The sequence below is a fragment of the Streptomyces sp. NPDC090741 genome (assembly GCF_044769045.1).
Classification (GTDB): Bacteria; Actinomycetota; Actinomycetes; order Streptomycetales; family Streptomycetaceae; genus Streptomyces.
In genome coordinates, this window is the sequence record NZ_JBIVXF010000030.1 from 1 (window position 1) to 25229 (window position 25229).

Annotated in this window: 20 protein-coding genes; 12 read left to right on the forward strand and 8 right to left on the reverse strand. The window is 72.5% G+C overall.

The window, feature by feature from the left end; genetic code table 11:
- Window positions 1–376 precede the first annotated feature (376 nt).
- From ACIQU4_RS41145 to ACIQU4_RS41195, 11 genes are all read left to right on the forward strand, one after another.
- A complete protein-coding gene (locus ACIQU4_RS41145) occupies window positions 377–1810 on the forward strand; it encodes a hypothetical protein (protein ID WP_403742680.1) in 1434 nt (477 codons plus the stop codon).
- A 32-nt stretch (window positions 1811–1842) separates the two neighbouring features.
- On the forward strand, window positions 1843–3267 hold the full coding sequence (locus tag ACIQU4_RS41150) for an MFS transporter (protein WP_403742683.1): 1425 nt from the start codon (window positions 1843–1845) through the stop codon (window positions 3265–3267).
- Window positions 3268–3373: 106 nt separating this feature from the next.
- On the forward strand, window positions 3374–4642 hold the full coding sequence (locus ACIQU4_RS41155) for an MFS transporter (RefSeq protein ID WP_403742685.1): 1269 nt from the start codon (window positions 3374–3376) through the stop codon (window positions 4640–4642).
- On the forward strand, window positions 4639–5652 hold the full coding sequence (locus ACIQU4_RS41160; protein WP_403742688.1) for a sugar phosphate nucleotidyltransferase: 1014 nt from the start codon (window positions 4639–4641) through the stop codon (window positions 5650–5652). The genes ACIQU4_RS41155 and ACIQU4_RS41160 overlap by 4 nt, the downstream gene beginning before the upstream one ends.
- 90 nt (window positions 5653–5742) lie before the next feature.
- Window positions 5743–7086: a phenylacetate--CoA ligase family protein gene (locus ACIQU4_RS41165; protein WP_403742691.1), complete on the forward strand. Its 1344-nt coding sequence runs from the start codon at window positions 5743–5745 to the stop codon at window positions 7084–7086.
- A 251-nt stretch (window positions 7087–7337) separates the two neighbouring features.
- The gene (locus ACIQU4_RS41170; protein ID WP_403742694.1) at window positions 7338–8708 is read left to right on the forward strand and encodes an aspartate aminotransferase family protein; all 1371 of its coding nucleotides are present in this window, start codon (window positions 7338–7340) and stop codon (window positions 8706–8708) included.
- On the forward strand, window positions 8705–9715 hold the full coding sequence (locus ACIQU4_RS41175; RefSeq protein WP_403742697.1) for a Gfo/Idh/MocA family protein: 1011 nt from the start codon (window positions 8705–8707) through the stop codon (window positions 9713–9715). Before ACIQU4_RS41170 ends, ACIQU4_RS41175 begins: the two co-directional genes overlap by 4 nt.
- Complete coding sequence (locus ACIQU4_RS41180; protein WP_403742699.1) at window positions 9712–10662, forward strand: ROK family protein; 951 nt, start codon at window positions 9712–9714, stop codon at window positions 10660–10662. The genes ACIQU4_RS41175 and ACIQU4_RS41180 overlap by 4 nt, the downstream gene beginning before the upstream one ends.
- Entirely contained in the window at window positions 10646–11839 is a 1194-nt protein-coding gene (locus ACIQU4_RS41185) for an acyl-CoA dehydrogenase family protein (RefSeq protein ID WP_403742707.1), read from the forward strand. The genes ACIQU4_RS41180 and ACIQU4_RS41185 overlap by 17 nt, the downstream gene beginning before the upstream one ends.
- Entirely contained in the window at window positions 11829–12617 is a 789-nt protein-coding gene (locus ACIQU4_RS41190; RefSeq protein ID WP_403742709.1) for an inositol monophosphatase family protein, read from the forward strand. The genes ACIQU4_RS41185 and ACIQU4_RS41190 overlap by 11 nt, the downstream gene beginning before the upstream one ends.
- Window positions 12614–13174 carry an NUDIX domain-containing protein gene (locus ACIQU4_RS41195; protein WP_403742711.1) on the forward strand — a complete coding sequence of 187 codons (561 nt, stop codon included), beginning with the start codon at window positions 12614–12616 and terminating at the stop codon, window positions 13172–13174. The genes ACIQU4_RS41190 and ACIQU4_RS41195 overlap by 4 nt, the downstream gene beginning before the upstream one ends.
- Here ACIQU4_RS41195 and ACIQU4_RS41200 read toward each other — a convergent pair.
- The 7 genes from ACIQU4_RS41200 to ACIQU4_RS41230 all read right to left on the reverse strand — a co-directional run bounded on the left by ACIQU4_RS41200 (window position 13113) and on the right by ACIQU4_RS41230 (window position 22526).
- Window positions 13113–15530: an ATP-binding protein gene (locus tag ACIQU4_RS41200; RefSeq protein WP_403742713.1), complete on the reverse strand. Its 2418-nt coding sequence runs from the start codon at window positions 15528–15530 to the stop codon at window positions 13113–13115. The genes ACIQU4_RS41195 and ACIQU4_RS41200 overlap by 62 nt on opposite strands.
- A 23-nt stretch (window positions 15531–15553) precedes the next feature.
- On the reverse strand, window positions 15554–17785 hold the full coding sequence (locus ACIQU4_RS41205; RefSeq protein ID WP_403742716.1) for a helix-turn-helix domain-containing protein: 2232 nt from the start codon (window positions 17783–17785) through the stop codon (window positions 15554–15556).
- Window positions 17786–17892: 107 nt separating this feature from the next.
- Window positions 17893–18666 (reverse strand): PIG-L deacetylase family protein, encoded by a 774-nt coding sequence (locus tag ACIQU4_RS41210; RefSeq protein WP_403742719.1) that lies wholly within the window; start codon window positions 18664–18666, stop codon window positions 17893–17895.
- Window positions 18666–19814, reverse strand: coding sequence for an aminotransferase class I/II-fold pyridoxal phosphate-dependent enzyme (locus ACIQU4_RS41215; protein WP_403742723.1), 1149 nt, complete (start codon window positions 19812–19814; stop codon window positions 18666–18668). Before ACIQU4_RS41215 ends, ACIQU4_RS41210 begins: the two co-directional genes overlap by 1 nt.
- Window positions 19811–20710, reverse strand: coding sequence for a diaminopimelate epimerase (gene dapF, locus ACIQU4_RS41220; RefSeq protein WP_403742726.1), 900 nt, complete (start codon window positions 20708–20710; stop codon window positions 19811–19813). The genes ACIQU4_RS41215 and dapF overlap by 4 nt, the downstream gene beginning before the upstream one ends.
- A gap of 12 nt (window positions 20711–20722) precedes the next feature.
- Window positions 20723–21793 (reverse strand): iron-containing redox enzyme family protein, encoded by a 1071-nt coding sequence (locus ACIQU4_RS41225; RefSeq protein WP_403742729.1) that lies wholly within the window; start codon window positions 21791–21793, stop codon window positions 20723–20725.
- Window positions 21794–21818: 25 nt separating this feature from the next.
- Complete coding sequence (locus ACIQU4_RS41230) at window positions 21819–22526, reverse strand: 2OG-Fe dioxygenase family protein (protein ID WP_403742732.1); 708 nt, start codon at window positions 22524–22526, stop codon at window positions 21819–21821.
- Window positions 22527–22884: 358 nt separating this feature from the next.
- On the opposite strand from ACIQU4_RS41230, the gene ACIQU4_RS41235 reads away from it, so the two are divergent.
- The gene (locus ACIQU4_RS41235; protein WP_403742735.1) at window positions 22885–24099 is read left to right on the forward strand and encodes an FUSC family protein; all 1215 of its coding nucleotides are present in this window, start codon (window positions 22885–22887) and stop codon (window positions 24097–24099) included.
- Between the two features lie 26 nt (window positions 24100–24125).
- Here the strand turns inward: ACIQU4_RS41235 and ACIQU4_RS41240 are convergent, their stop codons facing one another.
- The gene (locus ACIQU4_RS41240; RefSeq protein WP_403742738.1) at window positions 24126–25127 is read right to left on the reverse strand and encodes a heme A synthase; all 1002 of its coding nucleotides are present in this window, start codon (window positions 25125–25127) and stop codon (window positions 24126–24128) included.
- Window positions 25128–25229 lie beyond the last annotated feature (102 nt).

Consider the following 25229-nt stretch of genomic DNA (forward strand, 5'->3'; position numbering starts at 1 on the left):
TGCACACCTACAATCACCACCGCGGACACACCGCGCTCGCAGGCAAACCACCCGCCAGCCGCGTCCCCAACCTCACTGGGCAATACACCTAGGCCCCCGTTCCGGCGAGGTGGGGTCGGCCTCCTGCCCTGCCCTTGGTGTTGCCTGGGCGCAGGGGCAACGGGCAACACCTTGATCGGTCGATCCCCGGCGAACAGGCTGTCCGCAGAGTCCGCATGCCGGTACGGGCGCGGGAGCTGCGGGCGGTTCTCGTACCGCATCAGCCGGCCGACCGGCGCGCCGGCGCCGGCGTCGGCGTCGGCATCTTCTTGGCACCCTCAACTCCGCTCGCGGCTCCCCGCACCAGTACGACAGCCGCGAGAGAGGGAACTGACACATGGCCCGAACCACCACGGTGTTGCTGATAGGAGGCTCGGGGCACTGGGCCGGCCGGGAGAACCATGCCCCGGCGCTGCTCGACATGCAGAAGTCCGGATGGCCCGTCCGCACCGCCGTCATCTGCGACCCGCGCAACCCGGAGAAGCGCGCCCAGGAGCAGGACATGGCGCCGCTGCGCGAACTGCTGTGGAGGGACTCACCGGAGTGGCTCAACCCCGACGGACTCGACCGTACGGAGCTGGTGGCCGTACTGGACCGTGCCCACGCCACCCACCGGTTCTCCTTGGCGATCATCGCCTGCAACCCCGTCCACCACCGCGACTACCTCCTCTGGGCGGTCTCCCGGGGCATCAGCGTGCTGTGCGACAAACCCCTGCTGGTCGCCGAGGGCGCCGCGTACGAGCCGGCCGCCGCCGAGCGGATCATCGGCGGCTACGCGGAACTCGACCGCGAGCTCACCCGCGCCCGCGCCTCGGCACCGGGGCCGGTCCACCTCGCCATGCCGCTGCGCCGGCGGGCCAATGACGTCTACCGGTCGATCGCCGCCGACATCTCCGAGATCCAGCAGACGCAGGGGCAGGGCATCACCTCCATGCAGCTGATCAAGAACGGAGGCCTCTTCCGGCACCCGCAGGAGTACCTGTTCGGCGATGCGCACGGGTACCGCAGCGGCGTCGGCGCCCTCTCCTTCTCCAGCTACCACTACATCGATCTGCTGGCCTGGTACCTGGAGCTGGCTCCCGGCGAGGCGACCGCCGTACGGGTGACCAACCCGTACGTACGCAGGGTCGGAGAGTTCCTGCGCACCCGGCAGGCCACCGTGCTCGCGGAGCTGGTCGACGGCCGCCCAGGGGTGCGGATTCCCGAGCTGCCGCCGCAGGTGCTGGCGGCCGAGGCCGACTTCGTCTTCAACCTCGAACTCCTCGGGCAGGACGGCCACAAGGCCGGACTCGTGTCCTACGCCTGCCACTCCAACACCTACTCCCACCGCTCCGTCGGCCTCCAGGAGTTCGACCGCACCGACCGGCAGCCGTTCCGCGAAAAGGGCAGGATGTCCCAGTTCACCCTGGACATCAATCAGGGCAGCCTCCAGCACATAGGCGTCTTCAAGAACGACGTCGTCGGCGAGGACTACCGGATCCGTGTGCAACGGCGCCGCAACCCTGTCGTGGCCGACGAGCCCTACGTCGAGGAGGTGTTCGACAACGCCCACGCGGGAAGTTCCGTCACCCCGCAGGACGTCCTGCGCGCGATGGTGGGCCTGGCGAGCGGTGAGGCCGCCCCCGCCCAGGTCGCCGACCGGATCGCGTTCTTCGAGGACCAGCGGCTGAGCCACCACCTGTTCGGCACGTTCTACGAGCTCATCGCCGCGAACGCCGCGAACGCCTCGGGGGCCGGCTCCCCGGAGCGCTTCGTCGAGCTGGCCGGGTGACCAGAACCCCTGTCGGGCGGCGGCGAGGGTTCGTGGCAGCGCTGCTGCTGGTCATGTTCCTCGCCGCCATGGACAGTGCGGTGACGGCCACGGCCGCCCCGCAGATCGTGGCCGATCTCGGCGGCGCAGCGGCCTTCAGCTGGCTCCTGTCCGCATACGTCCTGGCCGCGACCGTGTCCGTGCCCCTGTACGGGAGGCTGGCCGACTCCCACGGACGGCGGCCCGTTCTCATCGGCGGAACCCTCCTCTTCCTGGCGGGCTCCGCGTTGTGCGCGGCCGGCTGGAGCATGCCGAGCCTGGTCGTCTTCCGCTTCGTCCAGGGCCTGGGAGCAGGCGCGATCCAGGGGACCGTACAGACCGTCGCCGGCGATCTGTACGAGCCGCACGAGCGCGGCCGCATCCAGGCGGCGCTGGCCTCCGTGTGGAGCGTCGCCGCCCTGGCGGGCCCCGCCGTGGGCGGCGCGCTCGCCCAGTACGGCCACTGGCGGGGGATCTTCCTGCTCAACCTCCCCCTCGGCCTGGTCGCGGTGTGGCTGCTGGTCCGCCGCTTCCCCGTGGAAGACATCCGGAGCGGCCCGGGCGGCCCGAGCGGTCCGGTCGACTGGCGCGGCGCCCTGGGCCTCCTGCTGACCTGCGGGGCGCTCATGACGCTGGTGGTCCAGGGCGGTACCGCGTGGCCCTGGTTCTCCGTACCGAGCGGAGCACTGCTCACCGCCGCTGTGGCCCTGGCGCTGACCACCGTACGGATCGAACGGCGCGCCGTCCGACCCCTCGTACCGGGCTGGGTGTGGAAGCGGCGCGAACTGGCGGTCCCGAGCCTCGTCCTGGGACTTCTGGGCGTGGTCATGGTGGCGCCGCTGCTCCTGCTGCCGGCCTACGCCCAAGCGGTGCTGGGACTGGGCCCGGCGGCCGGCGCGGCCGTGCTGGCCGGGATGACCTTCGGCTGGCCGACGGCGGCGGCCTTCAGCAGCGCCGTGTACCTGCGCATCGGGTTCCGCGGGGCCGCGCTGGCCGGCGCGGCGACGGTGACCGCCGCCCTCGTGGCCACGGCGTCCCTCACCCTCGTCGGCGCGCCCGCCGTGCCGTTCGCCGCGGCTTCGACACTGCTCGGCATCGGCTTCGGCCTGCTCCAGCCGGCGCTGCTCGTCGGTGTCCAGGCGGCCGTCGCGTGGGACGGCCGGGGCGCCGCGACGGCGAACCTGATGTTCTGCCGGGAGATGGGCCAGAGCCTGGGGGCGGCCCTGTTCGGGGCCCTGTTCAACGCCGCCGGAAACCAGGGCATCGCGGTGGCCGCCGACTGCGCGGCCGCCTGCGGCGACCGCGTCGCCGCAGGCCTGCGGTACGCGTACTTCGCCGGCGCGGGCTTCGCGGCCGTGATGGTCCTCCTGCTGCTGCTGGCCATGGATCGGGCGTTGTCAGCCGTTGCCTGGCCGCAGGGGCAACGGGCAACACCTTGATCACCCGTTCCGGGTCGAACAGGCTGTTCACAGAAGCCGGAACGCCGGTCCGGCAGCAGCCGGGAAACCGCGGGGAACTGCGGGAAACAGGGAGAGGAGGTGCGGCATGGTCGTCGGATGGACGAAGCGCTTACTCGGCGCCGATTCCGGTATGCCGCCCGCGCTCGCCCTGGGGTCGGTCACCACCGCCATCGGGTCCGGGGTGTTCGCCGCCGGCAGCGCCGTCTTCTTCACCGGGTACGTGGGGTGCAGCGGCGCGCAGGTGGGTCTGGGGCTCTCGGTGGCCGCGCTGATCGCGTTCGCCGCTCAGGTGCCCCTGGGGATGCTGGTGGACAGGATGGGCTCCTGGCGCTGCTGGCTCGCCGCGGTGCTGCTCCTCGCGTTGCTCTTCGCCTGCTATCCGGCGGTCACGGGCTTCGCTTCCTTCCTCGTGGTCGTCGTGGCGTGCACCCTGTGTTCGACGCTGGGCGGCCTGAGCCGGGGCCGTTACATCGGTGACGTCCTGGCCAAGGAGTCGAGGGTCAGGGTCAGCGCCCGGATCCGGGTGAACGCCAACATCGGAACGGCCCTCGGCATGCTGCTGGCGGGAGCCTGTCTCGCCATCGGCACGCGAGAGGCGTACATCGCCCTGCCCATCGTCAACGCGGCCAGCTACCTCGTCGATCTGGTCCTCATCGGCTTCTTCATGCCGCGGACGCAGCCCCTGCCACGTGACCGCACGCGGACGGGGAAAGCGGCGCTGCGCGACGGCCCGTTCCTCACGCTGACCGTGATCAACGGCATCATGATGGTGAACGACACGCTGTTCGGCATCGTGATACCGCTGTGGGTGCTGCGGCGGACGGACGCGCCGCACGCCACCGTCGCGGCCTTGTTCCTCCTGAACACCGCGCTCGTGGTGTTCTGTCAGACACGGGTCGGCCGCAGCGCCGAGAAGATTCCCGGCGCTGCCCGCGCCCAGCGCAGAGCCGCCTACGCCATCGCCGCCTCGTGTGTCGTCTTCGCATCCACCAGCGGCACCTCCGGATGGCAGACGCTCGGCCTGTTGGCCGCCGGAACGGTGCTCCTGACGGCCGGGGAGCTCCTGGAGGCCGCGGCCGCCTGGGGGATCTCGTACGGGCTGGCACCGGACGACCGCCGCGGCGAGTACCTGGCGGTGTTCGGTCTGGGGCCCCAGCTGATGGACGTCGTCGGCCCGGTCGCACTGACCGGCCTGACCCTGGCCTGCGGATGGGCCGCCTGGCTCGGCATCGCCGTGGTGGTGCTGGGCGCGGGAGCGGCCGTCGGCCCCGCCGCCGCGTGGGCGCAGCGGCGTACGGATACGGCTGCGGCTGCGGCACTACCTCCCCACCACGTGAGACAGGACGTCCAGTGAAGGCATTCATCCTCGCGGCCGGGCTCGGCGAACGCCTTCGTCCGCTGACCGGAGCACTGCCCAAGCCCCTGGTTCCGGTGTTCAACCGGCCGGTCATCGGTCATGTGATCGACGCGCTCTTCGCCGCCGGCTGTACCGAGATCGGCATCAACGTCCACGCCTTCCCCGACAAGATGACGGCGTACCTGACGGAGCACAGGGACGACGCGGACCGGCTGTCGGTCTTCCACGAGGAAGAACTGCTCGGATCGGTCGGTACGATCCGGCGCTGCCGGGAGTTCTTCGCGGACGGGCCCGTACTGGTCACCTGCGCGGACATCATCAGCACCACCGACTTCGCCGGCCTGATCGAGCAGCACATGCGGCGCCGGCCCACGGTGACCATGGCCGGGGTTCCGGTCACCGCGGACTGGAGCGGCGACTACGTCGAGACCTCCGACGGGATCTCCGTCCGCTCCTTCTCCTACAAACCGGGCAGACCCGTCGGCGATTCGGTCACCGGCTGCTACGGAACGTGGATCGCCGAACCGGATCTCCTGGACGGGGCGGCACCCGACGCCTTCGACGTGTCACGGGACGTCCTCACCGCGCTGCCGTCCGGCCCCAGGACCATGGACGTCTTCGAGGACGACCGGGTCCGGCTCTGCGACGTCGGGGAGTACGAGCTCCTCCACCTCGCGAACACCAAGGGGATCGAGGGGGTGTTCCGGACCGACCACCGGGCCCGGGAGGCCGCGCCGGGCGTGTACGACCAGGGCGACACGGACCTGCGTCCCGCTGCCGTGCTCACGGGCCCCGTGCTGCTGGGCCGGGAGGTCGTGCTCGGGGACGGCTGTGAACTGTCCGGCCCGCTCGTCGTGGGTCACCGGGCGGTCATCGGCGCCGGGGCCAGGGTCGTCGACAGCGTGCTCCTGCCGGGCTGCGCCGTACCCGACGGCGCGCTCGTCGAGAACACCGTCTTCGGTGATCCGGCGGCCGTCTGGCCGGCCATGGTGGCGAACCTCTTCTAGCGAGCAGCGAGCAGCGAGCAGCGAGCAGCGAACGCGACCCCCGAACCCCGTCCATCCGCACCGACCATGCACAAGCCGTGGGGAAGTTCCATGATGCCGATTCCGACAACTGACGATGACATACGGGCGAGTTACCGGGCCACCCTCGCGTCGACCGCGGCGCAGGAGGCACTGCTGGTCGACCGGATCAGAGCACTGTCCCTCTCCGAGGAGCAGCCGCGGGAGTTCGCGGAACGCCTTGCGGCAACCCTCGTACGGGCGGTGCGGGACGTCCCGGCCTACCGCGCGGTCGGACTGTCCGGCGAGGACGTCGAGGCCTTCGAGGACCCGCTGTCGGCATTGTCCCGCTTCCCGCTGGTGGACAAGAGCGACCTGAGGGACCGGCTGGCGGACTTCTGCAGCGACGACATCGACCCCGACGAATGCCGCTTCGGCACCACCTCGGGAACCACCGGCATGCCGCTGAAGGTCATCCACAGCCTGGATTTCATCGCGTCCGAGTTCGCGGCCGGGCTGCGCAGGAACCGGGAGTCCGGGCTGCCCGGCCGGCGCCGCATCCTCATGCCGATGAAGACCGTCCCCCTGCCGTGGACCGAGTACGAGTCACCGGCGAAGGGGTACTCCCTCATCGCCGAATTCGGCACGGGTGCCTACGAGGACGAGGACCCGGCCGAACTCCTCGAACGGGTCCGGAAGTTCGCTCCGGACGTGGTGTACGGGCACCCTTCCGACTGCATGGTCCTGGCGCAGGCCCTCGGGGCGGCCGATGTCGGTGTGTCGCCCACACTGGTGGCGACCTTCGGGGAATACATGTCCGCCACCGTGCGGGAATACCTTGAATCGGCTTTCGCCACGGCGCGGGTCGTCGACTTCTACGCCATGTATGAATTCGGCAATATTGCCGTGCAGTGCCTCCATGGTGCCTACCATGTCGAGGACAAGGTGTATGTTGAAGTGGTCGATTCGGACGGACTTCCGGTCGTTCCGGGAATTTCCGGAGAAATTGTCGTCACTGGCCTTAACAATGACGTCATGCCGCTGATAAGGTACCGTACAGGTGATCTTGGAGCGGTAAGTTCCCCCGAATGCCCCTGCGGAAAGCGGAGCCAGGTGATCACCGGCCTGGTCGGCCGAGGGTCCGGAGTAGTGGCCTTCGAGGACGGTGCGCAGGTCAGGCTCAGCGGAGTGACGCGGATTCTTCGCCGCTACCCGCTCCTGCGATTCCAGATCGCCCGGGAATCCGAATCGGGGTTCACGGTCCGGATCCAGCCTTCGCCGGATTTCGAGGACGAGATGCTTTCCGGGATGCGCGACCTCTTGGCCCGGGAACTGGCGGACCGGTCCGTCGCCGTCCGTGTCGTCGGACCCGATGAATTCCTCCCGGACGGCAGGCGCAAGACCGTCGACTACCTCGACCTGCGCCCCGCCCACTAAAAGCTTGCGGAAATCCACGGATTTCCGCGCCGAACGCCGGCCCCGACCCCTTGGGGATCCGGTCCACCCATTCTCGGAAACCGAAGGGAGGTGTCCGCCATGACCAAGCTCGAAGCGATCAAGAAGATCCAGGAGATGCGTCTGCTGGAGAGCCGTTTCTAAATCCGGCTCGCACCGGGCCGGGGCCGTACCCACGGGGGTCGGCCCCGGCCCCTCGGCACCACGAACGTCACGTCCCGATCGGAGCAGGAATGACTCGCGAAGGCAGCATCGAGCCCGTCGCCTGGGGGATGCGGGCGCCGGCCGTGCGTTCCCGGGCGCACTGGAGCGCGGAACAGGAGACCATCGGCCCCGGACTGCAGGCAGTCATGCTGTGGGCCCGGTTCTGCGTCGAGTCGGCCGACGGCGCGGTCATCACCGACCAGGACGGGAACCAGGTCCTCGACTTCCAGGGCGCGGGCGGCGTCAACTCGATCGGGCACGCCAACCCCCGCTTCGTCGAGGAGATGACCCGGCAGCTGACCACGTGGACGGCGGGCGCCTTCGGCTCGACGGCGCGGCTGGACATGGTCCGGGCCCTCCAGGAGTACCTGCCGGCCCCGCTGGACCGGATCCAGCTCTACAGCGGCGGCACGGAGGCCGTGGAGGCCGCGCTGCGACTGGCCAAGTCGGTCACCGGAAAGCACGAGTTCCTCTCCTTCTGGGGCGGCTTCCACGGCAAGACCATGGGCAGCCTCGCCCTGACCACGGGCAGCGCCCGGTCGAAGCTGGGCCCGCTGCCCACCGGCAACTTCAGCGCCCCGTACGCGAACTGCTACCGCTGCCCGCTCAAACTCACCTACCCCGGCTGCGGGCTGGCCTGCGTGGACAGCGCCCGGGAAGTGATCAAGCAGAACTCGACCGGTGCCCTGGCGGCGATCGTCGTGGAACCGGTGCAGGGGCGCTCGGGCAACGTCGTGCCCCCGCCGGGATACCTCCCGGCGCTCGCCTCCGTGGCCCGGGAGTTCGACGCGGTGCTGATCGACGACGAGATGATGACCGGATTCGGCAGGACCGGCGAGTCGTTCGCCTTCCAGCACGAACCGGTCGTCCCCGACATCGTCACGGTGGGCAAGGGCATGGGGGCCGGCTACCCGGTCTCCGGCGTCATCGCCTCGGCCGAGACGATGTCGGCCGCTCCGTTCAGCGAGCCCAGCGCCAGCTCGTCGAGCTTCGGCGCCTTCCCCATGGCCTGCCGCGCCGTCGCCACGACGGTCGAGATCATCCGGGAGGAGAACCTGGCCGAGCGGGCGACGCGGCTCGGCAAGCTGTTCCTGGACGCGCTCCGGCCCCTGGTGGACAGCGCCCCGCTGGTCGGCGACGTCCGCGGCCTCGGCCTGGCTCTCGGCATCGAGCTGGTCGTGGACAAACGGACGAAGGAGCCCGCAGACGCGGCGACGATCCGTCAGGTCTACCTCGCGCTGCTCGAAGCCGGCGTGCTGGTGATGACGGGCGGCAACACCCTGCGGCTGTACCCGCCGCTCACCGTGGACGAGGACCAGGCCGCCGAGGCCATCGACATCATCTGCCGCACCCTGCGGGCCATCCCCTCGCCGGCGCCGCGCCCCGGAGGTGCACGATGAAGGTCGCCCTTGTGGGCTTCGGCACCGCGGGCGAGGCGCGCATCGCCGCCTACCGGCCGGTCCCCAACGCCTCGGTCGTCGCCGTGGTCGACCCCTCGCCCCAGCGGCGGGCGCGCGCCACCGCCCTCTCGCCCGGACTGACGGTCTACGCCGACCTCGACGCCCTGCTCGCCGACCGGGTCGCCGACGTCGTCGACATCTGTGCACCGCCGGTCTTCCACGTTCCCCACGCACGCGCCGCGCTGACCTCCGGGCACCACGTGATCTGCGAGAAGCCCGTGGCCTTCACCAGCGACGAGGCACGCGAGCTGGTCACGCTCTCGCGCCGGCGGGGCAGGCTGTTCTACCCCGTCCACAACTACGTCTTCTCGCCGATGATGCAGGCGCTGACCGAAGCCGTTCCCCGGGCGGCGGGCGACGTCCCCATGGAGCTGGCGATCGAGATCCTGCGCCCCCGGCACGCCGTCGGCGTGCAGGCGTGGCAGGCGGACTGGCGCACCGACGCCGCCGTGGCCGGCGGCGGCATCCTGCTCGACCACGGAACCCACTGCGTCTACATGGCCACCCGCCTGTTCGGGGCCGTCCCCGACAAGGTCGCCTGCCTGATGGTCCACGACGAACAGGCCGCCGGGGACCGCGCCGTGGACGTACGGGCGGACCTGCGGATGGAGTTCCCGAACGGCGTCTGCGAGATCGCCCTCAGCTGGATCAGCGAGGTGCGGAGCAACAGGTACCGCCTCGCCGCCGGGCTCAGGACCGTGGAGGTCCGTGACGACCTGGTCGTCACGGACGGCCCCGCCGGACGCGTCGAACGCGGCCTGACCCCACCCACGGCGAGCTCCACGCACGAGGAGTGGTTCGCCGCGATGTTCGCCGACTTCACCGAGGCCGTCGGCGACCGTGCCCAGTGGGACCGCCCCCTGGACGAGGCGCTGTCCACCGTACGGATCACCGAGGCGGCCTACCGGTCGGCGCGCCAGGGCGGGCTCCCCGTGGGTCTCGGATGACGCCCGGCCTCATGCTGGGCGTGGACATCGGGGGGACCGGCCTGCGGGCCGGCCTGGTACGGGCCGACGGCTCCTCGCCGGTCCCGCTCGTGGACGTACCGCGGGGCCCTGACCTGCGGGGTCAGCTGGCGGAGATCGCCGGCGGCCTGCTCGGCCCGGCGGCCGCGGCGGGCATGCGGGTGACGGGGGCGGGCATCGCCGTTCCCGGCCACCTCGACCCCCGTACGGGCCTGGTGTCCTCGGCGCCCGGCGCGGAGGACCTCCTGGGCCTGGACCCGCGGGACATCGACCTCGGCCCGGTGCAGGTGACCCATGTGGTCAACGACGCGAACGCCGCCCTGATCGGCGAATGGCTGCACGGCGCGGCCCGCGGCGCCCGCAGCGCGCTGGGCGTCTTCGTGGGCACCGGCGTCGGCGGCGGCCTCGTCGCCGGGGGCGCCCTGTTCACGGGCAGCAGCGGAACGGCCGGCGAGATCGGCCACCTCCCGCTCCTTCCGGACGGCCCCCGCTGTCCGTGCGGCGGCCGCGGCTGCCTCCAGCAGCTGGCCTCGGGAACCGCGGTGGCCCGCTGGTACGGCGAGCGCACCGGGCAGGCGGTGGCGGGCGCCGCCGCCGTGGCCGCGGCGGCCCGCGCCGGAGACCGCCTCGCCCAGGAGGCCTTCGCACGGGCCGGCGAATGGCTGGGCGTGGGCATCGCCACCGCCCTCAACCTCCTCAATACCGAAATCGTCGTGGTGGGCGGTGGCGTGGCCGCCGCATGGGACCTCCTCGGTCCCCGCCTGACACGGACCGCGAACCGGCTCACGATGCCGGCCACGGCCGCCGCGTGCCGGATCGTGCCGACGGCCCTGGGCCGCCGCGCCGGAGTCGTCGGCGCGGCCCTGGCCCGAACACTCGTGCCCGGAGCACTCATGAAACACGGAACTGGAGATGGTGATGATCGGTGACTCCACGGGCCGCGCCGCCCGGTCGGCCTTGCTGGACGAGGTCATCCGGGACGTCGTGGCCCCTCTGGCCCGCGAGGTCGACGAGAAGGGGCTCTTCCCCGAGGAGGCCGTCCGCGCCCTCGGCGACATCGGCCTGCTGGCCCTCACCATCCCCGTCGAGGACGGCGGAGCCGGGGCGAGCGCGGCCGAACTGGGCGACGTCGTACTGCGCCTGGCGACGGCATGCGCCTCCACGGCCATGGTCTACGTGATGCACGTGACCGCGCTGAACTCCTTCCTCGCGCTTCCGCAGGGGTCGCTGCGCAGCGGCTACCTGACGCGGATCCGCGAGGAGCGGCTGCTGGTGACCGAGGCCATCAGCGAACCCGGCTCCGGCTCCCAGTGGTGGTCGGTCGAGAGCACCGCCGAACGCATCGACGGCGGCTACCGGATCGAGGCCGACAAGAGCTTCTCCACCTCGGCCGGCCACGCCGACCTGTACGTCGTCTCCACCCGCACCCCGGGATCCGACAACGACCGCGACCACGCCGTCTTCGCCATCGGGGCCGACGAGGGCCGGATCGAGAGCGGTGAGTGGAAGGGGCTGGGCCTGGCGGGCAACAGCAGCACCTGGATCACCTTCCGGGCCGACGTGGGGGAGGAGGCGCTGCTCTACTCCGGGTCCGGGGGCGCCGGGCTGCGCACGTACAACGAGGCGAACCAGCCGCTCTACCACCTGGGCGTCTCGGCCGCGTACCTGGGCATCGCCACCGCCGCCTACCGGGCCTGCCTGGACCGGATCCGCACCCGCCGCTACAGCGGGAACCCCAGCGGCTTCGGCGCGAACCTCAGCCAGTACCCCATCGCGCGCCGGCACATCGGCACCATGTCGATCCGCCTGGAGGCGACCCGCGGTCTCGTGGAGGGGCTGGCCCGCGCCATCGACGAGGAGCAGGGCCTGGACGAGATGGCCGTGCTGATGACCGCCACCAAGGTGGCGGCGGCGGAAGCGGCGGCCGAGATCGCGCAGGAGGCGATGATGGCGAGCGGCGGGGTGGCGTACTCCCGCGGCTTCCTGCCCATCGAACGGCATCTGCGCGACGCGCTCGCCGCCTCGCTCATGGGCCCCAACGACGACTTCTGCAAGGAACTGATCGGGCGCCTGGAGATCGAGGGGTCCTCCTACCATGACCTCTGAGCGACTCCTCCTCGCCCGTGAGGTGGCGCGGCGGGCCTCCGCGACGGCCCTCGCCTACTTCGAGCGGCCCCAGGTGCGGCACTGGGAGAAGGACGACGGCTCCCTGGTGACGGAGGCCGACCTCGCGACCGAGGAACACGTCCGCCGCCTGCTCGCCGAACTCGCGCCGGGCGAGGAGGTGATGGGCGAGGAGTACGGCGGAACCGCCGCGGACTGCGGCCACTGGATCGTCGACCCCGTCGACGGGACGGAGAACTTCCGTCGGGGGGTCCCCATCTGGGGCGTCCTCGTCGCCTGGCAGTCGGGCGGCCAGGTGACGGACGCCGCGGTCTGCGCCCCGGCACTGGGCCGCAGCTGGTCGGCGAGCCGGGGGCACGGAGCCCACGACGGCGAGGGCAGGCGGCTGCGGGTCTCCGCGGTGGCCCGCCGGGCCGAGGCGTCCTTCTGCTACGGCGGCGCCCACGAGTACACCCCGGAGGGGATGGCCGCCCTGGGCGCCTTCGCCTCGGGTTTCCGTACGGCGTGGGGCATCGGGAACTTCTACGCCCACATGCTGGTCGCGGAGGGCGCCGCCGACGGGGCCCTGTCCGTGGGCACATCGGTATGGGACGTCGCGGCGCCCTCGCTGATCGTCGCGGAGGCCGGCGGTTCCTGGTGCGACCTGGAGGGAAGGCATGACCTCATGTCGGGGGCACTGCTGACGAGCAACGGACACATCGGCACGACGCTCCTGGACGGCGTCCGGCCGGCCTGCGGGCATCCGGGCGGTGTCCGATGACCGCCCCGGAGCCGGTACACGAGCTCACCGCGACGAGTTCGGCCGTCGTGTACCAGAACCGCTGGATGACCGTACGGGAGGACCGGACACTGCGTCACGACGGGCGCGAGGGTGTGTTCGGAGTGGTGGAGAAGCCGGACTTCGCGCTCGTCGTCCCGTACGAGGACGGCGGCTTCCACCTCGTGGAGCAGTACCGCTACCCGGTGCGCGGGCGGTACTGGGAGTTCCCACAGGGCTCCTGGGAGGAGGACCCGGCCGCCGACCCGGTGGCCCTGGCCCGCGGCGAACTGGCCGAGGAGACCGGACTGTACGCCGCGAGAATGGTCCGTCTCGGCCATCTCTTCGAGGCGTACGGCTACTGCGACCAGGGGTTCCACGTCTTCCTCGCCGAAGACCTCAAGGCCGGTGAACCGCGGCCCGAGGACGCCGAGAAGGGGCTGGTCTCCCGGTGGTTCCCGGAGGCCGAGGTCTGGGACCTGATCGCCGGGGGCAGGTTCAAGGACGCGCCGTCGCTGGCCGCCCTCGCTCTGTTCCAGCGCCACCGCGAGCAGGGCTGACTCCGCCGGGGTGGCCGTCCGCGGGCGCCCGGCACGGCGCGAGCCCGGCGAGCCGGGCGCGGACCTCCTGTTCGCGGGGATCCCCCAGCGAGTCGTACACGGCCCACGCCTGCAGCCAGGCCCGCCGCGCTCGGCGCGTGCGGCCCTGGAGGCTCCAGCAGATGCCGAGCTGGTGCAGGGCGTGAGCGGTGCCCGCGCGCATCCCTGTACGGCCGTGCAGGTCGAGGGCCTCGCGGTAGCAGGCCTCGGCCTGCGCGTGCGCGCCCAGCTCCCGGTGCGCGGTCCCGCGCAGCGTGCAGTTCGCCGCCTCCAGCCACAGCACGCCCTCCGCGCGCTGGAGTTCACGCGCCCGGCCCAGCGTCGACAGCGCCTCCTGCGGCCGGCCCTGCGCGAGCAGCCCCTCGCCGATCCCGCTCAGGGCCAGTGCCTGGCCCCAGGTGCTGCCCGCGGCGGTGAACAGGGCCAGTGCCCGGTCCATGTGCCCGGCGGCTTCGGCCGCACGGCCCTGGCGCATGCAGGACATGGCGTACCCGACCAGCACGGCTCCCGCGCCGGCCTGGTCCCCGGCGGCGGTGAACAGGTCGACCGACCGGCGGTAGTGGCCGTCCGCGGCCTCGTGTTGCCGCAGCCCGGCGTACGCGCTCGCCAGGACCAGCTCGGCGCACGCCTCGGCCACCGCCCCGCCGTCGCGTGCGGCGGCCGCGCGGGCGATGCGCCCGGACTCCAGCTGGTCGTGATGATGGTGGCGCAGGAAGAGGAAACCCCACAGCGCGTAGGACAGGTGCCAGGCCACCGGGCTGCCCGCCTCCTGCGCGGTCCGCACGCAGGCCAGCAGGTTCACCCGCTCGGTCTCGCACCACCGCAGCGCCTCCGCGACGGACGCGAAGCGCGCAGGCTCGTACTCGCACGGCGGCGCACCGATCGGCACGCGGTGGCGTCCGCGCCCCACGAGCAGATCGGTCGCGGCTTCCTTCGTGTGGAGGTACCAGGCGAGCACCCGTTCCCTCGCCGCCGCCAGCGCCGCGCCGGACTCCTCCGCCTCGGCGCGTTCCCTCGCGTAGTCCCGCAGGAGATCGTGCATCCGGTACCGGCCCGGCGCCACCTCCGCCACCAGATGCCCGGCCTGCAGCTCGCCGACCAGCCGTGCGGCGACGGCGGGCGGCTCGCCCAGCAGCGCCGCCACGGCGTCCACCCCCGCCACGGCACCCGGGTGCAGAGCCAGCAGCCGGAAGGCCCGCGCCTGTGCGTCGGGGAGACCGCGGTACGACCATGCGAGCACCGGGCGCACCGCCGTCTCGGCCTCGCCCGGCACGGCCAGCGCGTCCAATCGCTCGCCCGCCCGCCCCAGTTGCTCGGCCAGCGGCGCGGCGAACACGGGACCCAGCTCCGCCATGCGCTCGGCCGCGATCCGCAGCGCCAGCGGAAGGTACGCGCAGTGCCGCGCGATCGCGGCCAGGACCGCGTCGGCGCCATCGGGCCGGGCCGCCGCGGCGTCCGCCTCCGCCGGACCGGCCGCCGCGGCTCCGCCCCGGTCGAGCGCCCGGTGCAGGAGGGAGACGGCGTCGCCGGGAGCCAGTGGTCCCAGGGGCAGCCGCAGGGCGCCGTGTCTGACGCTCAGCCCCGCCAGCCGCCGTCTGCTCGTGACCAGCACCAGGCTGCCGCCCGTGCCCGGGAGCAGCGGCGCCACCTGTGCGGCCGACTCCGCGTCGTCGAGCACCACGATCGCCCGGTGCTCCGTCAGAGCGCTGCGCAGCAGCGCCGCCTGCTCGGCCGGCCCGCCGGCCATGTCCTCCGGCGGTGTCCCGAGGCCGCGCAGAAGTCCCGCGGCCACGTCACCCGCAGCGGCCGGAACGCCGGCCGGTCCGTGCGCGCGCAGGTCGGCGAAGAGCACCCCGCCGGGGTAGGAGGGGCTCAGCCGCCGGGCCATGGAGACGGCGAAGGTGGTCTTGCCGACGCCACCCATCCCGTCGACCGCGACCACGGCCGGCCCCCGGTGCCGTGCGAGGTGCGCGCGGACGCGCTCCAGCTCCTCGTCCCGGCCCCACATCTCCCCGGCGGCGGGCAGCTGGGCCGGGACGGGGCGCCTGCGCACCTCCGGTTCCGGACCCCGCGCGGGTGCCGGCGTGGGCGTCGGCGCCGCATCCTGTGCCTGCGCTTCGGCCGCGACCAGCCGCGCGAACGCGCCGTCCGTGTCCATCACCTGGTCGCAGACCTGCGCGAGTTCGGGGGTGACCGCACGGGTGCCGTTCTCCACCCGGCTCAGGTAGCTCTTGCTGTAGTGCACGAGCTGGGACAGCTGGGACAGGGACCAGCCGTGCTCCATCCGCAGAGCACGTATCTGTTCCCCGATCAGCATGCTTGCCTTCCTGATGTTCATGTTCATGTCCGCGTCGTGAGCCGCGTGGCCGCAGCGTCGTACCGGGCCCGCAGGTCCTCGTCCGGTGCCACCCGGAGCAGCACGCCGAGCGCCCGTACCGCCCCGTCGTCGTTGCCGGAACCCTCCGCCTCCGCCGCCGCCGTGGCGAGCCGCCGGATCCCCTCGGCCTCGTCCCCGAGGCCCAGCAGCGCCTCTCCCGCCGTCGTCAGCAGGAGCACCCGGGACGCGACCACGCTGCCGGAGTGCTCGAAGGCGAGGGCCGCGGTCGCCGTGTCGAGGGCCGACTGCCATTGCCGGGTCTCCAGCCGGTACACCGCGAGGTGGTAGAGGGCCAGTCGTTCGACGTACCGGTCGTCGGCCTTGCGGGCCAGTTCCACCGCCCGCGCGCATCCCTCCGCGGCCGGGCCCACGTCTCCCACCGTGGCCTGCGCCCAGGACAGGACGACCAGTGCGCTCGCCTCCCCGCCCGGGTCGCCCGCCCGGGCGGAGAGCTCGGGGGCGACCCCCACGCACGCCAGCGCCTCGTCGATGCGCCCCTCCTCGGTCAGCACCCAGCCGAGCAGACCCCGTACCCGGGATTCGGCGGCCGGATCGGCCTCGGCCCGCGTCGCCTCCAGCGCGGTCTCCAGGAGCGGGGTCCAGTCGTCCCGTACCCACCGTGCCATCAGCGGCCACAGCAGCATGACGATCCGCCAGGTCCTGCTGTGCAGTCCGGCCGCGTGCGCGGCGCCGGCCGCCCGTACGAGGTCGTCGCGCTCGGCCGCGTACCAGGCCATGGCCTCGTCCCGGTCCGTGAACGTGCGAACGGCGGGCGGCGCGAGGAAGCCCTGGGGCAGCGGGACGCACGTCTCGTTGCCGGGTTCGGCCGTGGCCGCCGCCGCGAGGGCGGTGGCGATGCAGTGGTCGAGGACGCGCATGACCGCATCGGGCCGGGCGTCCAGACCACGCGCGTAGATCCGTACGAGATCGTGCAGTGTCCAGCGTCCCGGCGCGGTCTCCGTGACGAGGTGCGAAGCGACCAGCCGTTCCAGGGTGGCCTCCGCGGTGGCCGGGTCCGTATGGGTCAGGGCCGCTGCCACGTACCGGTCGAAGTGGGTGCCGGGGTGGCGGCCGAGAGCGGCGAAATGACGGGCGACGGGCTCGGGGAGCTGGAGCACGGTCAGCCGCAGGGCCGCCCGTACGCCGGTGTCCTCGACGTCCAGCAGGCTCAGCCGGCGGGCCGCGTCGAGCATTTCGGTGTTCATCGCGCTCAACGGCCAGTCCGGCCGGTCGGCCAGCCTCGCGGCCGCCACCCGCAGCGCGAGGGGCAGTCCGCCGCACAGTTCGGCCAGCCGCCCCGCGGCCACCGGCTCCGCGCGCACCCGTTCCTCGCCGAGCACCCCGGCCAGGAGCGCCGTGCCGTCCTGCGGCGCGAGGACGTCCACGGGTACGGGCCGGGCGGCGTCCGTGACGATCAGCCCCGGCATCCGGTGCCGGCTGGTCACGACGGTGACGCAGCGTGGGCCGCCCGGCAGGAGCGGCCTGACCTGCCCGGAGTCGCGCGCGTTGTCCAGTACGACGAGGAGCTCCCGGTCGGCGGCGAGCGAGCGGAACAGCGCGGCCGCGCCGTTCGCCGACTCCGGCATCCGGCCCGGCTCGACCCCCAGGGCCAGCAGGAACTCGCGCACCACCTCGGCGAGCGTCGGCTCGCCCGTATCGCCGAACCCGCGCAGGTCGGCGTAGAGCCGGCCGCCGGGAAAAACGGCGCGATTGAGGTGGGCCCACTGCACCACCAGCGCGGTCTTCCCGACCCCCGCGGGCCCGGTGACCAGGCATACGGGCGCCTCGCCCGCGGCGGCCCGGGACAGCGCGGCGAGCTCCTGCGCCCGCCCGTGGAAACCGCGCGGCGCGCGCGGCAGCAGATCGGCCACGCCGGCGGGCGGTGCGGCGGGCCGGGGCCGGGACAGAGCCTCTGCCTGAAGCGGTGCGTCCGGGGCCGGGCCGGTCGATGCGTCCGCGACCAACTGGGCGAACGTGCCGTCCGTGTCCATCACTTGATCGCAGACCTGGGCGAGTTCGGGGGTCACGGCACGGGTGCCGTTCTCCACCCGGCTCAGGTAGCTCTTGCTGTAGTGCACGAGCTGGGACAGCTGAGACAGGGACCAGCCGTGCTCCACACGCAGGGCACGTATCTGTTCCCCGATCAACATGCCGCCTCCAGTGACGGGCCGCCGAGTGAGCCGCCCGAACCGCATCCTATGCGGCTCCGACCGCCCCTCCCGGCCTGGCCGTTATCAACTGGCCGGATCCCGATGCACGCCATGCCAAGGCTCTGACCAGGCAAAGGCTGCCGTCCGCCGGCTCAGCGGTAGTGCACTTCGCTGTTCCGCTTGCGGTACTGGTCCCGGTGGAACAGCTCGAAGGCCACCGCGGGACGGCCGCCGAAGCGCGCGCCGGCCGCCGCCAGGTTCCGCTCCAGGAAGCCCTGGACGTACGCCCTCGGATCCTCGTCGGTCAGCGCCTCCAGGTACGCGGCATGGGCGAGGACGGCCCGCACCCCGCGCTCCGTCGCCCAGGTGACGTCGACGGCATGGGTCGGATACGGCGAGTTGGCCACCGCCTGCCAGCGCACGCCCTCCCACGGCGCCAGGCCCTCCTGCGCGAAGAGGAAGCGGTTCGCCGCGTCCGCGGCGGAGTCCAGGGCCGCGCGGCCGACGTTGCGGTGGTCCGGGGTGTTCCACGAGACACCGCGCCAGTGATCGTGGTGGTTCAGCGTCACGATGAGCTCCGGGCGGTGCCGGCGGACCGCGTGGGCCAGGTCCCGGCGGAGTGCCGGCCCGTATTGGATCAGCCCGTCCGGATGGTCGAGGAACTCCACCTCCGTCACGCCGACCACCGCCGCGCTGGCCCGCTGCTCCCGCTCCCTGACCTCCTTGGCCCGCTCGGGGTCCAGGCCGTCGATGCCGGCCTCGCCCCGGCTGGCCATCAGGTACACGACCTCCTTGCCCTGGTCGACCCAGGTGGCGACCGCCGACGCCGCGGCGTACTCCACGTCGTCGGGGTGGGCGACGATGGCCAGGGCCCGCGTCCAGTCCGTCGGCATTTCCTTGAGCTGTTCCGTGAGCTGCTGCGTCATCACCGTTCCTTGTGCTGGGGGGAGAGGGGCGGTTCGGCCGCCGCTGCGGAGCGGCGGCCCTCCAGTACGGCGTCGATCCGGGCCAGTCCTTCCTTCAGTACGTCCTCCTCGCGGGCGAAGGTGATCCGCACACCGCGCTGCGCGCCGAACACCTCGGCGGGCATCAGCAGGACCCGGGCCTCGTGCAGCACCCTTCGGCAGAAGGAGAGGGAGGACTCCGAGCCCGGCAGCGTCAACCAGGCGAAAGGAGTGCCCTGCGGGGCGCGCAGGGTCACCGCGTCCGGGTGCCGGGCCGCCCAGGCGCCCAGCAGCCGGCCGCCGGCCGAGGTCAGCCGCCGGTAGCGGTCCAGGTAGTGCTCACGCCGCTCCAGCACCTCGGCCGCCAGCCATTCGGTCAGCACGGAGTTGGAGATGGTGGTGTAGTGCTTGTGGTCCATGGCGGCACGCACCACCTCGGCCGGTCCGCACATCCACCCCGTCCGGAGCCCGGGGAACCCGTACACCTTCGAGACGCTTGAGACGGAGACCGCCCGCTCGTAGCGGCCGAGCAGGGAGTCGGCGGGCAGGTCGGCGACGTACTCCTCGTCGATCAGCAGATGGCTGCCGTACCTGCGTGCGGCCCGCACCAGGACGTCGACCTCGTCATCGGTGAAGCGCGCCCCCGTCGGATTGCACGGGGAGTTGAGCACCACGACCCTGCAGTCCGGGCCGATCAGCGCGGCGGCCCGGGCCACGTCGGGCCGGCCCTCGGGGGTGGCGGCGACGAGGTCGGTCCGGCACCCCATGCGGGCCGGCGCCTCCCAGGCCTGCTGCCAGCCGGGGGCGAAGGCCACCACGCGGTCGCCGGGGCGCAGCAGCACGCTGTAGAGGAGGTAGAGCGCTTCCTGCGCGCCGTGCGTGATGCCGACCTCGTCCGCGGTGCGGCCGTAGAGCCCCGCCACGAGTGCGCGGAGCCGGTCGCCGCCCCGGTCGGTCCCGTAGTCCAGCACCAGGTGGGAGGGGAAGGGCAGTTCGGCGACCGTGCCGCAGTCCACGTTGCTGTCGCCGAGGTCGATGTCGTAGCGGCCCGGCGCGTCCCGGAAGACCCAGTGGCGCATCGGGTACCCGGGGTGCGCTCCCGTGACCGGCGTGACCGGTATGACTGTCATACGGGCTCCCGGTGGGCGAACCGCTGCCCGAGCCGCGGCGCCCAGTGGCCGCGCAGTACAGGGCGGACCTCACCGCTGAGCGAGATGCGGTCGTCCCCGTCGATGTCCACGGTGACCCGGCCGCCGGGCATGTGGACGGTGGTGCGGCTTCCGGCGAGCCCGAGGGCGCGGGCCGCGAAGGCGGCGGTGCAGGCGCTGTTGCCGGAGGAGAGCGTGTAGCCGGCCCCGCGTTCGAAGATTTCGATGCGGATGTTCTCCCGGTCGATGACGTTCAGCAGTTCCACGTTGACCCGCTGGGTGAACAGTGCGTGGTCGCGTACGGCGGGACCGATCCGGCGGGCGAGTTCCTCGTCCGCCGGATCCTCGTCCAGCAGGACGACGCAGTGCGGGTTTCCGAGCCGTACGCAGGTGACGCGCAGGTCGAGACCGGCGGCGTGCAGCGGCTCGCGCAGCATCGGGCGGGCGGGGCCTGTCGCCCCGACGGCGCGGCTGTCCGTCGTGGCGGGTCCGAGACCGATGCGTACCGTCCCCGGACTGCCGTCGAGGACGTGCACGGGGGAGGGTCCGGCGAGCGAGTGCAGGGTGAACGCGTCGGTGCCGGCCCGGCCGGACTCGCGCAGGTACCGGGCGAAGATGCGCAGGCCGTTGCCGCTCTTCGCGCATTCGGTGCCGTCCGGATTGAATATCTGCACGCGGAAGCCGTCCTCGGCGGCGGGGAGCGGTCCGTACAGCAGCCCGTCCGCGCCGAGCCCGAAGTGCCGGTCGCAGACGAGGCGCACGTTGTCCGGGGTGGGTTCGAAAGCGGTGTGCCGCGGGTCGACGACGACGTAATCGTTGCCCAGGGCCTCGTACTTCACGAAGTCGGTGGCGGGGGCGGCGGGGGTGTTCCGGAACACGGCGGCGGCCCCTCAGGCCGCGGCGGAGGTCGTCGCGGGCGCCGCCGGGCAGCAGCGCTCCAGGAGGGCGTCGAGGTAGTCCTGCGAGGTGTTCAGCCGGATCATGGCGCCCAGGGCGATCTCCCGCCCGATCCGCGGATCGGCGTTCACCAGGGGGGCGACGACGTTCTTGAACCACCCCGCGGCATGGCCGGCGTCCACGCCGATGTGCAGGTCGTGGTAGACGATGCCGACCTCGTCCAGGCCGTGCCGCCGCCAGGCGTCGACCACGCAGCGGAAGCGGCGCGGGGCGAGGTACTCGGTGACGCCGAAGTACCCGACGGCCTTGTAGTAGTGCCGGCGGGAGAGCGCGAGACAGGCCGAGATGTTGCCGGAGACCCCGGCCTGCGGCAGGAAGGTGTCCCGTACGTAGTCCGGATCGGCCCCGATCGAAGCCAGCGCCTCGCCGAAGAGCTTCGTGTGCACCTGCGCCGGGTCGCCGTTGCCCATCTCGTCCCAGTAGTTGGCGGCGATCTCCAGCTTCTCGCCGCCGTGCCGGCCCACCTGCATGAGGGCGAGGATGTCGTCGAAACGCGGATCGAGGTTGGTCTCCTGGGCGAGCAGCAGGCGCAGGTCCTCGCGGCTGCCGTGCTCGGCGAGGTGCCGGTGGTAGAACGGGTGCCGGCCGGCCGGGTGCTCTCCCACCATCTTCTTGATCCACCGGACGTACTCGCTTCCCGAGACGGGGTGCCCGGTGATGCTCGCCTCGGATATCCGCGCCAGTTCACGGCCCAGGACGGCCCGCTCCAGCAGGGCGGCAACGTCCCGCAGGATCGGCTGCCGCTCGTGGTCCGCGTCCGCGACCTCGGCGCCGGAGAAGTCCCGCTCGTAGACCAGGGCGAGCGCCGTGTGCAGCTCTTCCTGCGCGGACCGCTCGCCGTCGTCGTACGCGCGGACGGCCAGGGCCCGGCACGCCTCGGCGAGCCGGCCCCGGAACGGGTAGTCCTCGGACAGCCGGGTCAGCTCGGCGGCGGTGCTCCCGTCCAGTCCCCTCAGTACGGCGAGCGGGCCGGTGGAGAGCAGGTGGTTCCAGTTCGTACACATGCGGCGGTTTACCGTTTCCTCTCTTCTATCGGGCGTCGGTGTCGGCGTCGGCGAGCGCCGCCGCATCGTGTTCGGCGCCGTACCACTTCTCGCTCCAGCGGGAGAAGGCGACGATGAAGATGTCGCGGTGGCCGGGCTCGCCGGCGGCGGCCACGACGTCCGTGACGTCGTGCGCGAGCCGCTTGTCGTCGAGCAGGACGGCCCGGCCCGCTTGCAGGGTGCCGGTCCAGAAGGGCTGCTCCGCGTCCGGTCGCCACAGCCGGGTCTCGCCGCCGCCCACCCGCTCGCGGCGCAACACGCCGATCATGACGAACTCGTGCCCGTCGTGATGGACGCCCTCGGGGGTGAGCGGGCCGGGTCGGCCGGGCTCGGCGCGGGTGCGGTTCTGGTGCAGGTTGATCTGCCAGTCCTCACCACGGTCGAGGCCGAGCGCGTCGGCGCCGACGGCGATCAGCGGGGTGAAGTCGACGGCCACCGGCGGATAGGAGCGGCGCATCCCGCCGCCGACCGCGTTGAACCTCTTGAACGCGGTGTAGTCCCGGTGCGGCAGCAGCGCGAAGTCCCAGCCCCCGCCCCCGCCCCCGGCCGGCGACAGCCGGTACTGGGAGAACTTCTTGTAGCGGGTTCCGTGGCCCATGTACGAGTCGACCGGCAGGTCGTCGTAGCTCGCCAGCAGCTCGGCCGGCGCTTCGGGCAGGTCGATCAGGGAGAACCCGGAAGGTCCTAACGACATGGCAATGTCCTTGTTTTCGAAAGCCCGACAGGGGTGAAATTTCGAACTGATCCCATTTCTCACGGGACGACGAGCCGCAGTCAAATGTCGGCGGACGATCGATGTCAAGGCCGTTGCCAGGCCTGCCGCACCTGGCACCAAGGCTGCGGCGCGCGGAATTCCGCCCTGCCGGCCGGAGTTCCGTTCCGTTGGAGAGCCTCGGCAGCGCCAACGATTTCCCCCGTTGCCAATACATCGGGCAACGGGCAACACCTTGATGCGCATATGGGATTGTCGTTCCGCCAATTCCCCCGCGAGACTCGCGTCAGCCGGGTTCCATATCGCGGGAGGCGTCGGGTGAACGGCTTACGATGCCGTCATGTCCGGTCCGGTCGCCGACGCGTACGCCGCCTTCCCCGGTGCGCGGCTGCGGTCCGCCGCGCGACTGGCCCTGTGCGCCGCGGTGTCCTGGTACCTGTGCCTGTGGTGGGGTACGAGCACGGCGCCGGTGCCCGCCGCGCTGCCGGCGGTGCTGATCCTGCGCGAGGACGTGTACGCCTGGCCGCGCCTGGGGTGGGAACGCCTGGCCGGGGTGCTCGTGGGCGTGGTGCTGAGCTCGGTCGTGCTGCACTGGCTGCCGGACCCGGCGTGGTCGTTCCCCGCCGTGCTGGTCTGCGGCTGTGCGGGCATGTACCTGATGGGACGGCCCGGCGCGCCCAACCAGCAGGTCCTCATCACGGCGCTCATGGTCTACGCGACCGCCGTTCCCGGATACCCGCTGGCGCGCGTGGAGGAGACCCTGGTCGGCATCGCCGTGGTCGTGCTGCTCGGGCCGCTGCTGTGGCCGCCGGACCCGTACCGGTCGGCCGCGGCGGGGCTGGACGGCTACCGGGCCGACGTACGGGAGCTGCTCGGCGTGATCGCCGGCCGGCTGGAGCGGGGCCTGGCGGCGCCGGAGCCGACGGCGCTGCCCGAGCGGGCGCGGATGTGGCTGCGGCCACAGGCCGCGCAGGACGCGTACGAGCGGGCCGCGACCAGTCGGCTGGTGCCGGGCCGTCGGGCGGGCCGGCTGCCGCCGGACGGGCTCGACGGGCGACTGGCCCTCGCGGTCCGGACCGCCCTCACTCTCCAATACTTCGGCCAGGAACTGCGCGAACGGTCCCGGACCGACAGCCCGGGCCGGCCCGCGTCGAGGGCGCCCGATGGCCGCGACCCCGGTCCCGACCCCGACCTCGACCTCGACCTCGACCTCGACCCCGACCTCGACCTCGACCCCGGTCCCGACCTCGACCTCGACCTCGACCCCGCCCTGCTCGGCTTCGCACCGCTCGTCGGGGCGACAGCCGCGGCCCTGGACTCGGCCCTGCTCGGCGAGGACTTCACGGCGGACCTCGACCGGGCCCGTGCGCTCGACCTGGCCCACCGCAAGGCCCACCCCGCCCGGCACGACGCCGTGCTGCGGGCCGGGCTCCACCTCACGCACGAGGCCCTCGCCGACCACCTCACGGACCGCGGCCGGGGACGGGGCCGCCGGCCCGGGCCCGGGCCGGAAGGCGGCTCCGCCACGACCGGCGGGACCCCGCCGTCGGTGTGACCCGTACGGGCTGATCTCCCGGTGGATCAGGCGTGCGTGTCGGCGCCCCGCGCACGCGGCAGCGGTGCACCGCCCAGCGGATCCGAAGGACCGGGGCAGGCCCTCTTGAGCGTGAAGTGCACTTGAAGTACGCCGGTCCACACGAGCGCCGAGCCCAGCAGGTGGAGCATCACGACGAGCGAGGGCAGGGCCGTCAGCGACTGCACCAGCCCCACGACGCCCTGCCCCAGGAGCACGGCGAGGAAGGCGGCGGCCTTGCGGCGCGCGGCGCCGAAGCCGTCCCCGGGCAGCGCGGACAGCAGGGCTCCGGCCAGCACCAGGACCACCCCGGCCAGCACGCCGTGGACGACGGTCACGACCGTCCAGTCGAAGGGCATGCGCGGCACGTCGGAGGAGTCACCCGCATGCGGTCCGGAACCGGTGGCGAGCGTGCCCACGGCGACGAGCAGTGCCGTCACCGCGACCAGGGCCGCCGACAGCGACCGGAGCCGCCCGGTCGAGCGCGGCGCGAGCGGGGCCGGCGCGCCGTCGACACCGGCATGGGTATCGGCATCGGCGTACGCCGCGTGCCAGGTGTACACCGCGGCGGTGAGCAGCAGCGTGGCGGCGAGGAAGTGCGCGGCGACGATGTACGGGCTCAGCCGCATCCATACGGTCACTCCGCCGACGACCGCGTTCAGCACGACGATCCAGAACTGCGCCCAGCCTCCGCGCAGCACCGCGGGCATCGGCTTTTCCTGGAGGCGCGCGGTAATGATGACCCAACCCACCACGGCACACAGGGCCCCGGTCAGGAGCCGGTTCCCGAATTCGATGGCACCGTGCACCCCCATTTCCGCGGTGGGGGCCAGGGTCTCTCCCGTACACATGGGCCAATCGGTGCAGCCGAGACCGGAGCCGGTGACGCGGACGATTCCCCCGGTCACGATGATCGCGATACTTGCCACGACCGAACCCAGTGCGGCCAGTCTGACGCTGCTCGCTCCGAGCGAGTACCTGCCGGCAAGCCATGAGAGGGGAGTTCGCACGATCAGCCTTCCTTATTCTGCTTTTACGTGCCGTGACGCGGAACCTCAGCGTACGCCGCGCGTTTTCCCGGCCTGACGGGGCGTCGCGCACGGAAGAGAGCG